Here is a 14,187-nt window from a genome sequence, read left to right on the forward strand (position 1 = left end):
ACGCTGGATTATCTAACGCCTATTGAGTACCGATTAGGGACCTTATAAAAATTGTCCGATTTAATGTTGACAAGCCAGGTTATTTCTTCGGTTTTACTGGATTCTTAATCGTATCAGCACTAATCCCTTTAACATATTCTACTGGATTTAAAAGTGATGGGTTGATGCTTCTTAATATATGGCGAAAGAAAACTGACAAAGTGTACTAACAAATATAAAATGGCCATTTGCAAAAAAAAATTTAGGACAATTATAAAAAAATGTATTTTAGTGAATTACTTCAATTTAAATTACTGATTAAACTGGTGCGATTCTGAAATAGGAATCTTCGCCTCTTTAGTAAAAAGACTTGTTTCCGAAACAAGGGATTCTAGGATCTAATAGATTAATTGGGAACAGAAATTAATGGAGGTTCTAAAATGACATTACCTATTTTTATAGGATTGGCAATTATCATTTTTTCCGTTATTTTACACTTAACTGAAGGGAATAAGAAAAATAGAATAATAATTGGAGTCATTATGTTGTTATCGGTTTTGACTTATCCGTTAACCCTTACTTTGTTGTTCGAAACTAAAATTATACATGATTTAGAAGGGACCGGTTCTTTAATTGTTTTTCATCTGCTCATATTGTTAGAGGGAGTTATCACAATTATTGTAGGGATTTTCACTAAAAAAAAACTATATAAAAGTATTGAGCCATTGAACAATATAAATAGTGAGGAGAAGTAAATGAAAAAGACTGAAAAGTTAAATCACATTGAGGCAGCTAAAAATTTTATAAATAATAATTATCCTTACTGCCAAGGGGCATTACTAGCAGGAAGTGTTGTCAGGGGGCAAGAAACAGCTACCTCGGACCTTGATATTGTTATTTTTGATGATAGTATTCAAACGTCTTTTAGAGAATCTCTGATTGACTATGGATGGGCAATTGAAGTGTTCGTACATAATTTAACTTCCTATAGAAATTTTTTCGAAATGGATTATAAAATTGCAAAGCCTTCTATGCAAAGAATGGTATTTGAAGGAATCGTATTGAAAGATGAAGGAATTATAGCTTCCATAAAAGAAGAGGCAAAAGAGATATTAGATAAAGGACCTGAAAAATGGTCAGAGGAAATGATTAGGACGAAGCGTTATTTTATAACAGATGTCTTAGATGATTTCATTGGTTGCAAAAATCGAGCTGAAGAAATATTTATAGCAAATACCTTAGCAGATCAAATTCAAGAATTCGTTTTAAGAACTAATGGATGTTGGGTAGGTTCTTCTAAGTGGATAATTCGTTCATTGAAGCAATACGATGAAAAATTCACCGAGAAGTTTGTTCAATCCTTTGATGAGTATTATAAAACGGGAGAGAAGAGGAAAGTAGTTTGTCTGTGTACAATGGTTCTTGAACCATTCGGTGGACGATTATTTGAAGGTTTTTCTTTAGGTAAAAAATGATGATTACAGCCAAAGGGCACCATTGCAGAAATAGCAGTGCTACGCCCCTTTTTGTACAATAGGTTGAATTCTCAACAACTCAGACGGGGATTGCAGTTCTGATTGGAGGAGCTCTCATGAATTATATTTTTAGTGAACTGTCACAAAAAGAAGCTGAAAATATTGCTTCAAATTGGCACTATGAAGATAACTATTCTTTTTATGATATTGCGGCCGATGAGGAGGATTTGGCTGAATTTTTGAACCCGCAAGAGCGTGGGGATAAATACTTTTCAGTTAAAATAAACAACGAACAAATTGGGTTCTTTTGTTTTGTATATGAAAATGATTGCGTTGATATTGGGTTGGGCATGAAACCTGAATTAACTGGAAAGGGATTGGGCATGGATTTTCTTAAAGCTGGTCTAAGTTATGCAATTTCAAAGTATAACCCAGAAAACATAATGCTTTCGGTTGCCACTTTTAATGAGAGAGCCATAAAGTTATACAAAAAGGTAGGTTTTGAATCTACAGGTAGCTTCATGCAAGACACAAATGGTAGTCGATATGAGTTTTTGAGGATGAAGTATGAGTGTGTAAAGTAAACAGCTATAAGGTGTTAAAAGTTTCTCCTTTAATGGGCTCATTCACAGTAATTTTAATGACTTATATTACCTTCACGGGAGGAGAATGAGAATGGTGAGCTGCATATTCTGTGAAATCATCCATAAAAAAGTGGAAGCCTATATCATTTATGAAAATGAACACGTGTGTTGCTTCTTAGATAAATTCCCAATAAATAAAGGTCATATTTTAATAGTTCCTAAAACACATTGTCCAGAATTCCGTGATGTTGATGAAAAGAGTTTGAACGAAGTCATTAATTTGGCTAAAAAGATGGCGATCTTACTAGAAAACCTTTACCCTACAGATGGCATCACTATTTTACAAGAAAACGGAATATTCAAAGATGTGGAGCACTATCATATGCATGTAATCCCGAGATATAAAGACGATGGCTTTTATTTGGTGGAACCCGAAAATGCAGTGAAGCTTGAAGACTTTATGGAGCTGAAGATAAAAATGAAAGCATATCTTCATAAAGAAGTAATTTAAACTGGTCAACTTTATTCTTAAACTGAATATCCGACAGGAAATGGATTGATAACAAGGAGAGAATCTAATGTTACAAGCACTGATTTTTGATATGGATGGTACTCTATTTCAAACGGACAAAATTCTAGAATTATCACTTGAGGATACATTTAATCACTTACGGCATCAAAATAGATGGAATTCAATAACCCCTATCGATAAATACCGCGAAATTATGGGAGTCCCTTTACCAAAAGTATGGGAAACTTTGTTACCTAATCATTCCCTCGCAGAGAGAGAACAGACGGATTTTTATTTTCTAGAGAGATTAATTGAAAACATAAGAAGTGGGAAAGGTGCTTTATATCCTAATGCGAGAGAAGTTTTCAGTTTTTTAAAAGAGAATAATTGTTCAATTTACATAGCGAGTAACGGTTTAACTGAATACTTAAATGCAATTGTGAGTTATTATAAATTGGATGTTTGGGTTACTGAAACATTTAGTATTCAACAAATACAGACGTTGGATAAAGGAGATTTAGTTAAAGCAATAATAACAAAATATGATGTTCAGAAAGCCGCGGTAGTAGGGGACCGCTTATCCGATATTCGTGCTGCTAAAGATAACGGATTAATAGCAATCGGATGTAATTTTGATTTTGCAAAAGAAGATGAACTTGCTATGGCCGATTTGGTAATCGATGATTTAGTTGAACTGAAAACAATAGTACCTAGTTTTTAAATATGTCTTGTCATTCTAAACTCGACTTTGTGATGGTTAGAATGTCAGCTTAAGAACTCGAAGAAATACTTATTAACTTATACAAGTGGTTTATGATAATTGAAAATTCCAGACGCAAGTTTTTATCAAAAAAACATCTATAAATTCTTTCTACCTTACGTCGAGGAGGTTGCTCTATGAAAGTCACTAAGAAGAGTAATTTTGAATTTCTAGACTTTCTTTTTGTGAATGAATTTGAGATACACAACTATCAAAGATTGGCCGGTTCTTATGCCGTGATAAAGTGTAAAGATCAGTATCTTCTATGTTATAACACGTGGAGAAAACAATGGGAATTACCTCCCGACCAGAGGGAAGATGATGAAACCTCTAAGCAGTGTGCAGCAAGAGAACTTTACGAAGAAACTGGTCAACTTGTAGAGGAGTTAGAATTTAGGGCTTGCTCAAGGTGAAAAACGTGCTGAATGGCGAAATTAAGTATAATCCCGTTTATTTCTCTACTGTCGAAAGACTTTTGCCTTTTCAAACGAATTTCGAAACGTCTGAAATTAGGCTGTGGGACTTAATAGAACCGCTGAGTTACGTAGATGAAGTGGACTTGAAAATTTTTGACTACATTGAGTGAACGAATTCTATAGAGCTTATTTAACGGAAACAATAGCACTGATTGTTTTACTTATTCGAGTTTTAAACTACAAAAATCCAAATGAATTAGGTGATTCATATTAACCAAACTATAGAAAAGGTAAAAGACCTTAAAGAATTGTCTCTATTTTTAGCGGATCTAAATAAACAACCTGAATCACACATCGGGTATTGTGGGGAAGATGAGGGGGAGATTCTTGAAGCTCTTCAAGAAGACTTTGTCACTGAAAATGGAGACATTAATTTTTACTTGTCAAGAGGAAATGACGGCGAAATCATTGCAGCTATTGGGTTGGATGCCGAGGAAACCAGTGCTGAGGTTTGGGGGCCATTCAACAGATCCGCTTCGATTCCAATGCAACTTCAATTATGGAAAGGGCTAATAAAAGATCATCCTGAAGTTCGCGAATTACAATTCTTTATCAATAAGGAAAATTCTATGCAACAAGCATTTATGGGGCAGATAAATGCAAAAGAGCATGGTGAGCATCTGATTCTAGAAGTCAGAAAAGAGAATTTTAATGAAGTATTGGAAATGAGAAGTAGACCATTTTTGCAGAATGATTTTATTGAATTCGAGAAATTACATAACGAATTGTTTCCTGGTACTTACTATGATGCAGCCACAATTGTCGGAAGAATCAACAAGTCAAATGTTCTAAAAATCCTAAGCGGAGATTCAAATGAACTTAAAGGTTATGCTTACTTTGAAGTTTGCCCAGAAACAGGCGAGGCTTCATTGGAGTATATTGGAATTTCTAATAGCTATCAAAATCAGGGGCTAGGTACATTGTTGTTGAAGGAAGTATTAACTGAACTGTTTGCATATCCTCAGATAGCACGTATTAGATTAACTGTGGAACATACGAATCATCAAGCAAATACAGTTTACAGGAAAGCTGGATTTGAACCGAAATATACATTAGTTCATTATTTTTTCAAAAGATAGAGCTGACGTTTCTATATAAGTGTGTTGTTTTTTCTTATTAAAAGAAGAGGCGGGGGACCTATGAAAAAAACAACCGTTATGACTATTGTGCTTTCTATTGTGTTTTATTTCATCTTTTTAACGTTCTATTTAGTTGATTTTATTGATGCACTTGGTTTTCTAGGCGTCTTGTTTCTCGGCATACTTATGCTAGGTATCCTTCTTCTGATTTTCCGAAAAAAACGTATTTTAAAAAGAATTTCGGGAACATCTATCCTTGTTCTCAGTTTGTTGTTTGCCTATGAGTTCACACTTCTTTTCTACTTGTCGGCACCTTCCTACATCTCGTCTACTTATGTGCCTCCCATTGAATCAGTGGCGGGGTCTGGAATCTTTTCGGTCGGCGTAGGTGAACTTAAGTTTGAGGAAGAGGAAAAAATGAATAAAGAGTCTATTAATAAATTGCTGACTGAGCAAGGCGTTGATGTACTTTCCATAGCTGAAATTGACAATCACATAATTTATGGAGTAAAAACCAGACAACTTTTATCCTGGCTTCACCTCACAAAAGAGCACACTCCAAAAGAGATGGTGGAAACGGTAAGTGACTACCTAGGGGCGGAAGGTGAGTGGCTGACTAAGTGGGATCGTTCGGGCAGTAATGGAGATTCCGCAGGTCTCAGTTTAGCTCTATCTGGTCTCTATATAAGTGGAAAACTAGAAAACCAGGTGCCCATCGCCGTCACGGGAGGCATCACTACGTCTGGAAAAGTGACCAAAGTGGGATCTATCCAGGAAAAACTACAAATAATCGAAAAGGCAGGAATCTCCTTTGCTTTGATGCCCAATAAGAATAAAAGAGAAGCACAGGCACTCCAAAAGGATCTTAAGTCAAAGGTTTCTGTAATCTATGTGTCCAATGTAAAAGAAGCACAACTAAAAATTGAAGAACTAAATAGGGGACAGTGAATAACTGATTGTGAAATTGACTTAGCAACCTGAAGGGGAGGATACGATGCTCGTTTACTGGCTATTAGGGGTAGCTCTTGTGTTTTTCATCATTACATACGGTGTGCGCTATGGGATTGACACATCGAAACAAGTGAAAGCTATAAAAATGGAGCTTAGAGAAATCAAAAAACAATTAAAAGAAATGAACAAAGATACAAAATAGCAGCCCTTCATGACTGATCTTAAGCTAATATTAGTTACCTCCAAAGAAATGCTCCACTTATATCGCCTGGACAGCGAGGAGTACCCCAGTTGAGATGGAGCGAATTCCGAATCTGATGAACTATCCAAAAAGCTTGGTTACATGTTTAAAGAATCTTGTGATACTTATTTTATTAATCATATAAAGGGATTTTCATGTAAATAAATGTACATTGTGTAATTGTTTGTTTCGTATGTCAAGAAAGAGCTCAATTGCTTTCGTAATGTTCCATCATCAGACTAGATTATCTATCAAAGGAGAAAAGTATGAAAGGGAAAATCACAGTACTATCATTGGTATTTTTAATCGTGCTATTTCTTTTATTTCGTTTTACTATCTATAATCCTGTTCTTGAAAGCACTACCCAAAACATTGGTGTGGTTAAAAAAGACAAAAATACTAGTGAACAATGGATAGTACTTTCTAATGACAAGCAAATTTATATTGAGGATTTTAGTATATGGGCTCTAATACAAGTCGATCAAAATTACACTATGAGTTATGATTTATCTAAAAAAACAAGGAGATATAATTTAAAAACAATCGTTCCTGGAGATCATAATGGTCAATTTTAGATGGGATTGTTAAATGTTGTTGTAAAATGTCACCCTGAAAAATAGGCATTGGATTATAAGGCGTAGTTGTTGCATAGGGTTTGTGCTTGAATTTGGCCATTGACCAGAACTATAACTAAAGCTTTCTGGAAGAAGGGAAGGGTGGATGATTCTTATGAAATTCATATCTTTTACTGCTATGTCGAGCAATAGTCTAGATCGTAAAGTTAACGACTTTCTTGAATCTCATTCCGGAATCGAGGTAATTGATATTAAATTTACTGCCAGCTTTGGAAGTGTCTATGTAGCAATTTTATAACGCTAATAGGACCCAGAATATTCATCTCTAATCAGGCACAGTTGCTGTAGAAGTGCTGTGCCTGTTTGGTGTCAGTTAAGTCCTCTTACGCTTCATTAAGACAATAGCCAATATGGAGAATAAAATAGCTATGCCTGTTAAATAGAGCACACTGAACGTGGGTGAGGTAAGGGAGCCGTTTATTTCATAAAACACACCCATATCCTTCAAGAATTCCTGCTTGGCTGACACCGGTGCCTGTGCAAATGTTTCTTGCATTGGCTGCTCCATCAAAATTTGGCGGAATAACGCCGCTGAGTGCGAGGTAGGGAATAATTTAATGATGGTTTGCAAATATGCTGGCAGATTTCCAATTGGAATATAAATACCTGCCAGAAAACCAAGCAGTGTTCCGATGACGGTACTCGCAGCAGCAAAAGCCTTGACGGTTTTGAAAAAAGAAACGAGCAGCAAAATCATAGAACTGCTTGAAATTACGGATAAACTGATCACCCCAACAACTTTAAACACTTGGAGAAAGGTTAGCATTTCGTCACCCGATAAAAAGAAAATTGCATTTGCAGTCAGAAGGACGAGCAGACACATGATGAAACCGACGAAGATCGAACTCACGACATAGCCGCCTAAAAGGGCTGATCTTTTAATCGGAGAAGCATAGAAGTCCAGTTCGGCGCCAGTGGAACGATCTTCTACCAATGTCCCAAGCGCGCCCAACGTCGTAGTGACTGAAGTAACAGCTAAAATCCCAGCAAAGATCCATGATAGAAGGAGCCATTTTTTAGCGGGGAAATCAGGAAGGCTGTCTGAGATTAAATTCCCTAGAAATGTTCCGTACAGGACGACCAGGATGATGACAGCAAGCAGAGAAAAGAATAGGGTACTTTTATCGCGGAAATACAGAAGTATATTACGCTTCGTAACAGTCATCATGATGCATGTCATCCTTTCCGTTATGGATTTGGATGAACACATCATCCAGACTGGATTTTTGTACTTCAAATGAATCGATCAGTTCTTCGTATTTCGCCAATAATACAATGGCATCGGTTGTTTTCTTGAGGTGGATCAGGACGGTGGAGTGTTCTTCGGTGAAGACTAGCTTATCTGTCTGTAATTGACTGCGTAATTGTGCGGGATTTTTTGCTATGATCATTAAACGGTCGGCAGAATATTGGGACTTTAGATGATGCGGCGTACCCTTGGCAATAATTTCTCCTTCTTTCATGACGACCACAAAATTTGAATTGGCCGCTTCTTCAATATAGTGTGTCGTTAAAAAGACCGTCATATTGGTCTCACGCTGCAATTGCAGAATGGTATTCCAAATCTGTTTCCGGTTTTGCGGATCAAGACCTGTCGTAGGTTCATCTAGTAGTAAGATCTTAGGTTGATGCAGCAAGGCCCTGGCAATATCCACTCTTCGTTTCTGTCCTCCGGATAATTTACCATAGCGTCTCTTCATGATGGAAGATATATCGACAGTGGTAGCGACGCGATCGATTGCCGCTAGCCTTTCCTCCTTCGTCATCTTATACAACCGTGCTCGGTAATCTAAATTTTCCTTTACCGTCAGCAGAGGATCCAATATGCTTTGCTGAAATACGACACCTATTTCTTTACGGATTGCTTCGTCTTCTCTTCCGACCGTTAAGCCGCTTACCTTCACTTCTCCTGCATCTTGTTTTAGAAGAGTCAGGAGAATGGAGATTGTTGTAGACTTGCCGGCTCCATTTGTACCGAGAAATGAAAACAGACTTCCTTCCTCCACATAGAAGCTGACATTTTTCACTGCCTCCACAGCACCGAACGACTTGCATAAGTGATGTACCTCAATAATTTTAGACATTTGATCCCCTCCGTTTCTGCTGCGCAATCGCTTGATTGATTGCTTTTTCAGCTATCTTGTTATTCAAATAGACCATCAGGATGACAAATGTGTATGCACATATCCCACATAGAGCGACCGTTCCAATATAAAAGACGTGGAAAGGGTACACGTCAAAAAATGCACCTGCAAGGATCAGCACCACAAGAACACAGATCAGTTCAATTAAATGAACAAGCAGTGGCTGGTCAACAGGCAGTTTATGAGATAGAAATATCAGCAAGGTAATAAGACAGGATATGATAAACAAGTAGATCGTGATTTTCTCTGTCAGTGGCGGAAAGATGCTGAGCGCCCTAAACAGATAATAGAAAATAGAGCTGAAAGTAAACGCGAAACAAGCTGCACCTATATAGATAATTGAGCGATTCATACATGACACCTCATCCTAAAAAATGTTTTCGAAATGATTTTACATAATGCCGATTCACGATGACTTTTTCACCGTTCGATAAATACGCCTCGAATCGACCGTTCATCAGAGCTTTTACACTCTCAATCTTGGACATATTCACAATGTAATTTTTGCTGATTCTCATAAACCTCGTCTCTTTCAGCTGCTCTTCGAACTCGTATAGTTTCTTGTCGCTTTCATAGACATCCTCATCGGTATAAAGGAAAGCAGTGTCATTCACGGATTCAATGTACAACAGATGATCGGATACTAATGGATACGTAATACCATCCTTTTTCCCATGAATGGAAAACATCATTTGATTAATCTGATGAATCAAAGGAGACAAATTTTCATCTACTTCAGGGCAATTAATGATAATTTCAATGTCTGTAAAATCTTTGGATTCATTTATTTTCAGTCGAATCGGACTCACCTCGAAGTTCTAATCTTTGATGAATCGTACCATTTCACCAGATGGAGAACAATACAATTTCGGTGTGTTGCATGTAACGCAGGGTGACTTGCATATGAGCATTAAAGTAATCCTGGCAAACCAAAAAAGACCGCTAATTCAATTTGAATTAGCGGCCTTTCTTCATTCTAGATTCATTTTAAAATGTCAGGCTTTTTAAGTCGTCGCGCGTTTCTTTTCCGAACTATCTACCACGACTGCACCTACGATGTCTCCAACAACGTTTGAAGCAGATCCACCCATTCCGATAATCGCATCTACACCTGCGATGAGGGCAACGATTTCAAGTGGCAGGTCGAACATCGTCAATACGGCCGCTAGCGTCACTAGCCCTGCGGCAGGAACGCCTGAGGTTCCGATAGAAAGCAATGTCCCCACAATTACAATCAGGAAAAAGCTAGATACAGAAAGGTCGAGATTCGTAATGTTTGCTGCGAATACAATCGACACACCCATGCGGAGCGCACCGCCATCTGAGTTGAACACCGCTCCAAGAGGGAGCGCAAAGTTTGCTGTCCGCTCAGACACACCAGCTTTTTGTGCTGCTTTGATGGCAATCGGTAAGGACGCGATACTGCTCGATGTGAAGAAGGCGGTTGTATAGGCTTCTTTCGTTGACTTGAAGAAATTCATGACGGAATTTCCAGACAAACGTATGAATCCTGTGTAAACGAAGACCCATAGAAGAATAATACCGAGGTAAAATACTGCTGTAAACGTGAGCAAAGACTTAAAGGTTTCCCATCCTTGGCTACCGAACGCAGTTGCGCTGATTGCAAAGACACCGATTGGTGCATACAGCAAGACGCCGGTAAGGAGTTTTGAAAACATTTCTTTCAGTGCAATAATCACCTTGTCCAACAGTTGACCGTGTTTTTGCATCTCTTTATCCATTGAAAACTTCATTGCTGAGATGGCAAGCCCAATAATGACTGCCATGAAAATAATACCCATTACATTACCGCCTGAAAATGCTTCAAACATATTGGCAGGTACCATTTGCAATAAGACATCTGAGAAATTCGGTGACGCTGGTGTTTCCACTTTCATATCTGGAAGTGTCAAATACTGACCTGGTTGGAACAAAAGGGCGAGTCCTACACCAATTCCCACTGCTGCGGCTGTAGTAGCCATATAATAGAGGACAAGTTTCCAGCCCATTCGTCCGAGCTGTTTCATACTCATCTGATCGACAGCGAGTACAACGGTCAAAAAAACCACCGGAATTGCAACGAGACTAAGTAAATTTATTAATAGTGTGCCAAGTGGTTGGAAGATGGTCATTTTTTGTCCGAATATAAGACCACTTGCAATTCCTGCAAGAAATCCGATGGACATTTTAAGTACAAATGAACTATCACGATAACCACGCCATATTTTCGATAACATCCGTTTTCTCCTATTCATATATATTGATTGCGCTAGCGAAGTGTACATTAAGTTGGAAGTTTTGGTCAATATCTATGCTTAGGTTTTTGTCGAATATTGAAAACACCGCTTCCTTAAGAGGAAACGGAATTTCGAGCAGGTAATCGTTTTTTGATTGCAAACATTGTCACTACTGTTACTACTAACACGAGCTGACCTGCAATCGTTTCCCATGTCGGATAGAATCCGATCGCAGAAACGACAGGAAGTCCATCCACAATAGAAGTAGGGAAGACATCTGTCAATTGGAGCGTATGGATGCTCACGCCTATAATTTTGAAGGCGAGTGCATAGATGAAAACCGTCGCTACCGCAAACAACCGATGAATTGGAATACGGCTTCCGGCTTTCAGTAGCACGACAGCAACAGCAACCAAAATGATTAATGCTACCGCAATGCCGAGTAGAAACTCGGACAATTTCATGTTCGGCGCAATTCCTACATAGAACACGACGGTTTCTGCACCTTCACGGAACACTGTCAAGAAACTGAGCAACCCAATCGCCCAAGCGCTTTTAGTGGAAACGGCTGTCCCCATTTGACGCGCGATGTAGTCATTCCATGCGGTTACAGATGATTTGCGGTGAAGCCATGCGCCCATTCCAATCATCATGGCAGCTGCAGCGAGTCCAATTACACCTTCCATGATTTCACGGCTGCTTCCAATCGTCACGGAGTTAAGAATGGTTGTCATCAGGACGGCTGCAACAATACTTGCGACAATTCCTACGGCCGATCCTGTATAGATCCATTTAGCAAGCTGAGGTTGTCCGGCTTTCTTCAGGAATGCAACCAGGCCGATAATAATAAGCAGAGCCTCTAATCCTTCACGCAGTAAAATAAGTGCTGAATCCCAAAATGTATACGATGTGCTTTCTTTAACGAGTTCGATCTGCTGTTGCAGACTGGCGATGTCACCCGATATTTTTTTAATATCTGCTTTTTCATTCGTAAGTTTTCCTGCCAGCAACGGTACTTGACTTTCAATTTTTGTGTAAAGTGCCGCATCCTTTGTACGGATTTGACCTTCCACGTTTGGCCAACTTGTGATGAATTCACGAAGTTTCGAAACCGCTGTATCTGCATCCTCTTCAGCAAGTGCCGCTCGGCTGTCTGCTAAAAGGGAAGTCAGCGTGTCTAGGGAGTCATCTGTAGCAGGAGCGGTTCCTTGAGCCGTTTCACCTGCTGCAAATGATGTAATCGCCTGTTCGAGCGCCGTGTATGTCTGCTCGAGATCTGTCTGACTTGGTGCATCTTCTGCAAGTGCAATGCGCAAGAACGCCATTTGGGTTTCAATCGTTCCGTACGCCGCTATACTTTGTTCGCGGACTGGACGTTCGTTACGTGTCCAAGTAGCTAGAAATTTCTTTTCGGAAGCTCGAGTTGCTTCAGTGTCTCCTGAATGAATGGCGTCTCCGAGCTCTTCAAGATCTGGCGTAACTGCCTTTTCAAACGCGAGACGTTCCGCTTGTTCATCCACTGGATTTTCAGCTTTCTCCAATGCATGTAATGCTTTTGACAGTGCTGTTAACGCTTCTAGACGCTGTGCAGATCCTTTTGCCTGCTCTGCTTCTCTCAGCGCACTTTCGACTTGTTTACTTTCTTTTGCAGGGTGGTCTTGTTGTTCCCATGTAGCTTTGAATTCTTCCAGCGCAGTCTCAGCAGCCTGCTTATCGTCTTGCTTGGACGCCATAATGGCATCGCCAATTGCGATATACAAGTCACTATAAGAAGGTGCCTCCGCGTGGACCAGTGATGCAGGTAAAAGAGACAAAAGCAGGACTGCGATGAGCAGTGCCTGCTTACAAAATTTTGAATAGCGATTCACCGATATAGCTTCCTTTCTGTACACCAGGGAAGCAGGCAAATAAGGCACTGCCACGGTGTGTGATGTATTCATTCAATTTATCAACACGGCCGAAACTTTTTTGAATGGCGATAAATTGCTCCGGATCTTTTTGATAGGAGATGAACAGCAAACCGGCATCATATGCACCTGTTGCATCCATTGTCCCTGAAGAGTAAGAGAAAGAACGTCGATGGATTTGGGCTTTCGCTTCTTTTGCTAGTCGCACATGTGAATCGACAGGAATGATAGGTGCTCCTGATGCATCTTTCTGCTCAAGCGGCACTTCATCGTGTTCGCCTTTTAGACCAATAGGAGCACCTGTTTCGCGGTGACGACCGAATGTCGCTTCTTGCTCGCCGAGTGCTGTCCGATCCCACGTTTCCAAGTGCATCTGAATACGGCGGACTGCCATATAACTGCCTCCAGCTAGCCAACCTTGAGATTCACCAGGCTGTACCCAAACGACTTCATTCATCGCTTGTTTACTCGCAGCATCAGGTCCTGCTGTGCCGTCTTTAAAGGCAAACAAGTTCCTTGGTGTTTCGCGTTTCTTGTTTTTTTCAGGGAATGAGTTGAACCCGGCTTGTGACCATTTTAAACGTACTTTTCCCGAAGCGGCGCGAATCAGGTTACGCACTGCATGAAACGCAACTTGGGGATCTTCTGCACATGCCTGAATGCATATATCGCCCCCTGTATAAGCGGGATCGAGCTGATCTTTTGGGAAGTGGGGGAGATCTTTGAGTTCTGCAGGACGTTTCGATGAAAGTCCTAGCTCTTTTTTATCGAACAGGGAAGGCCCGACGCCGAAGGTCAACGTGAGACCGGATGCATCGAGTCCACCTGCTTCGCCTGTATCCTTCGCTGGAATGAAACCGTTAGAAGAGAGTTCACCAATGGGTTCGCCGTTCATTAAACGAACGGCCATCGGCGTCCACTGCTGGAACAACTCTTTTAGTTCTGTCTGAGAGTTGACGAGGACTTCGAGTGACGCAAAATAGACGTGAGTTTGCACGGCCGTAATGATGCCAGGTTGATGCGCACCGTAAAAGTTCACTTTGTTTTTGGTCGTCGGATTGTCATCTTCTGTCGTCATCCCAAACACATTGAGAAGACCCCCGAGTCCAGATACACCTATTGCTGCACCAGCAGCTCCTGCGCCCGTTAGTTTCAACATTTGACGTCGCGAGATTTTCTTCTCAAACAACTTTTCTTCTGCCATTAGA

Annotated in this window: 17 protein-coding genes; 10 read left to right on the forward strand and 7 right to left on the reverse strand. The window is 39.8% G+C overall.

Going from position 1 to position 14,187, the window contains the following annotated elements:
• Positions 1-419 precede the first annotated feature (419 nt).
• The 10 genes from ACR65F_RS14445 to ACR65F_RS14490 all read left to right on the forward strand — a co-directional run bounded on the left by ACR65F_RS14445 (position 420) and on the right by ACR65F_RS14490 (position 6,631).
• A complete protein-coding gene (locus ACR65F_RS14445) occupies positions 420-734 on the forward strand; it encodes a hypothetical protein (protein ID WP_440504836.1) in 315 nt (104 codons plus the stop codon).
• On the forward strand, positions 735-1,454 hold the full coding sequence (locus ACR65F_RS14450; protein ID WP_440504837.1) for a nucleotidyltransferase domain-containing protein: 720 nt from the start codon (positions 735-737) through the stop codon (positions 1,452-1,454).
• A gap of 116 nt (positions 1,455-1,570) precedes the next feature.
• The gene (locus ACR65F_RS14455) at positions 1,571-2,038 is read left to right on the forward strand and encodes a GNAT family N-acetyltransferase (RefSeq protein ID WP_039043465.1); all 468 of its coding nucleotides are present in this window, start codon (positions 1,571-1,573) and stop codon (positions 2,036-2,038) included.
• A gap of 91 nt (positions 2,039-2,129) precedes the next feature.
• The gene (locus tag ACR65F_RS14460; RefSeq protein ID WP_440504838.1) at positions 2,130-2,549 is read left to right on the forward strand and encodes an HIT family protein; all 420 of its coding nucleotides are present in this window, start codon (positions 2,130-2,132) and stop codon (positions 2,547-2,549) included.
• Positions 2,550-2,616: 67 nt separating this feature from the next.
• Positions 2,617-3,270 carry an HAD family hydrolase gene (locus ACR65F_RS14465; protein WP_440504839.1) on the forward strand — a complete coding sequence of 218 codons (654 nt, stop codon included), beginning with the start codon at positions 2,617-2,619 and terminating at the stop codon, positions 3,268-3,270.
• A 176-nt stretch (positions 3,271-3,446) separates the two neighbouring features.
• A complete protein-coding gene (locus ACR65F_RS14470) occupies positions 3,447-3,722 on the forward strand; it encodes an NUDIX domain-containing protein (protein ID WP_440504840.1) in 276 nt (91 codons plus the stop codon).
• Between the two features lie 263 nt (positions 3,723-3,985).
• Positions 3,986-4,864: a GNAT family N-acetyltransferase gene (locus ACR65F_RS14475; RefSeq protein ID WP_440504841.1), complete on the forward strand. Its 879-nt coding sequence runs from the start codon at positions 3,986-3,988 to the stop codon at positions 4,862-4,864.
• Positions 4,865-4,924: 60 nt separating this feature from the next.
• A complete protein-coding gene (locus ACR65F_RS14480) occupies positions 4,925-5,812 on the forward strand; it encodes a S16 family serine protease (protein WP_440504842.1) in 888 nt (295 codons plus the stop codon).
• A gap of 46 nt (positions 5,813-5,858) precedes the next feature.
• The gene (locus ACR65F_RS14485; RefSeq protein ID WP_440504843.1) at positions 5,859-6,017 is read left to right on the forward strand and encodes a hypothetical protein; all 159 of its coding nucleotides are present in this window, start codon (positions 5,859-5,861) and stop codon (positions 6,015-6,017) included.
• Positions 6,018-6,322: 305 nt separating this feature from the next.
• A complete protein-coding gene (locus tag ACR65F_RS14490; RefSeq protein ID WP_440504844.1) occupies positions 6,323-6,631 on the forward strand; it encodes a hypothetical protein in 309 nt (102 codons plus the stop codon).
• A 373-nt stretch (positions 6,632-7,004) separates the two neighbouring features.
• On the opposite strand, the gene ACR65F_RS14495 is transcribed toward ACR65F_RS14490, so the two are convergent.
• From ACR65F_RS14495 to efeB, 7 genes are all read right to left on the reverse strand, one after another.
• Positions 7,005-7,859 (reverse strand): ABC transporter permease, encoded by an 855-nt coding sequence (locus ACR65F_RS14495; RefSeq protein WP_440504845.1) that lies wholly within the window; start codon positions 7,857-7,859, stop codon positions 7,005-7,007.
• Positions 7,837-8,775: an ABC transporter ATP-binding protein gene (locus ACR65F_RS14500; RefSeq protein WP_440504846.1), complete on the reverse strand. Its 939-nt coding sequence runs from the start codon at positions 8,773-8,775 to the stop codon at positions 7,837-7,839. Before ACR65F_RS14500 ends, ACR65F_RS14495 begins: the two co-directional genes overlap by 23 nt.
• Entirely contained in the window at positions 8,768-9,187 is a 420-nt protein-coding gene (locus tag ACR65F_RS14505) for a DUF3021 family protein (protein WP_440504847.1), read from the reverse strand. The genes ACR65F_RS14500 and ACR65F_RS14505 overlap by 8 nt, the downstream gene beginning before the upstream one ends.
• Before the next feature lie 10 nt (positions 9,188-9,197).
• Positions 9,198-9,644: a LytTR family DNA-binding domain-containing protein gene (locus ACR65F_RS14510; RefSeq protein WP_082003396.1), complete on the reverse strand. Its 447-nt coding sequence runs from the start codon at positions 9,642-9,644 to the stop codon at positions 9,198-9,200.
• Positions 9,645-9,839: 195 nt separating this feature from the next.
• A complete protein-coding gene (locus ACR65F_RS14515; RefSeq protein ID WP_052245925.1) occupies positions 9,840-11,072 on the reverse strand; it encodes a dicarboxylate/amino acid:cation symporter in 1,233 nt (410 codons plus the stop codon).
• Positions 11,073-11,185: 113 nt separating this feature from the next.
• Positions 11,186-12,940 carry an FTR1 family iron permease gene (locus ACR65F_RS14520; RefSeq protein WP_440504848.1) on the reverse strand — a complete coding sequence of 585 codons (1,755 nt, stop codon included), beginning with the start codon at positions 12,938-12,940 and terminating at the stop codon, positions 11,186-11,188.
• Positions 12,915-14,183, reverse strand: a complete 1,269-nt coding sequence (efeB, locus tag ACR65F_RS14525) for an iron uptake transporter deferrochelatase/peroxidase subunit (RefSeq protein ID WP_440504849.1) — start codon at positions 14,181-14,183, stop codon at positions 12,915-12,917. Before efeB ends, ACR65F_RS14520 begins: the two co-directional genes overlap by 26 nt.
• Between the last annotated feature and the right edge of the window lie 4 nt (positions 14,184-14,187).

This window comes from Sporosarcina sp. SAFN-010 (assembly GCF_059415065.1).

What these genes read in the sequence shown, in the direction of transcription:
- ACR65F_RS14445 (WP_440504836.1), top strand. Translation starts at nt 420, where the DNA reads ATGACATTACCTATTTTTATAGGATTGGCAATTATCATTTTTTCCGTT.
- ACR65F_RS14450 (WP_440504837.1), top strand. Translation starts at nt 735, where the DNA reads ATGAAAAAGACTGAAAAGTTAAATCACATTGAGGCAGCTAAAAATTTT.
- ACR65F_RS14455 (WP_039043465.1), top strand. Translation starts at nt 1,571, where the DNA reads ATGAATTATATTTTTAGTGAACTGTCACAAAAAGAAGCTGAAAATATT.
- ACR65F_RS14460 (WP_440504838.1), top strand. Translation starts at nt 2,130, where the DNA reads ATGGTGAGCTGCATATTCTGTGAAATCATCCATAAAAAAGTGGAAGCC.
- ACR65F_RS14465 (WP_440504839.1), top strand. Translation starts at nt 2,617, where the DNA reads ATGTTACAAGCACTGATTTTTGATATGGATGGTACTCTATTTCAAACG.
- ACR65F_RS14470 (WP_440504840.1), top strand. Translation starts at nt 3,447, where the DNA reads ATGAAAGTCACTAAGAAGAGTAATTTTGAATTTCTAGACTTTCTTTTT.
- ACR65F_RS14480 (WP_440504842.1), top strand. Translation starts at nt 4,925, where the DNA reads ATGAAAAAAACAACCGTTATGACTATTGTGCTTTCTATTGTGTTTTAT.
- ACR65F_RS14485 (WP_440504843.1), top strand. Translation starts at nt 5,859, where the DNA reads ATGCTCGTTTACTGGCTATTAGGGGTAGCTCTTGTGTTTTTCATCATT.
- ACR65F_RS14490 (WP_440504844.1), top strand. Translation starts at nt 6,323, where the DNA reads ATGAAAGGGAAAATCACAGTACTATCATTGGTATTTTTAATCGTGCTA.
- ACR65F_RS14495 (WP_440504845.1), bottom strand. Translation starts at nt 7,859, where the DNA reads ATGATGACTGTTACGAAGCGTAATATACTTCTGTATTTCCGCGATAAA.
- ACR65F_RS14500 (WP_440504846.1), bottom strand. Translation starts at nt 8,775, where the DNA reads ATGTCTAAAATTATTGAGGTACATCACTTATGCAAGTCGTTCGGTGCT.
- ACR65F_RS14505 (WP_440504847.1), bottom strand. Translation starts at nt 9,187, where the DNA reads ATGAATCGCTCAATTATCTATATAGGTGCAGCTTGTTTCGCGTTTACT.
- ACR65F_RS14515 (WP_052245925.1), bottom strand. Translation starts at nt 11,072, where the DNA reads ATGTTATCGAAAATATGGCGTGGTTATCGTGATAGTTCATTTGTACTT.
- efeB (WP_440504849.1), bottom strand. Translation starts at nt 14,183, where the DNA reads ATGGCAGAAGAAAAGTTGTTTGAGAAGAAAATCTCGCGACGTCAAATG.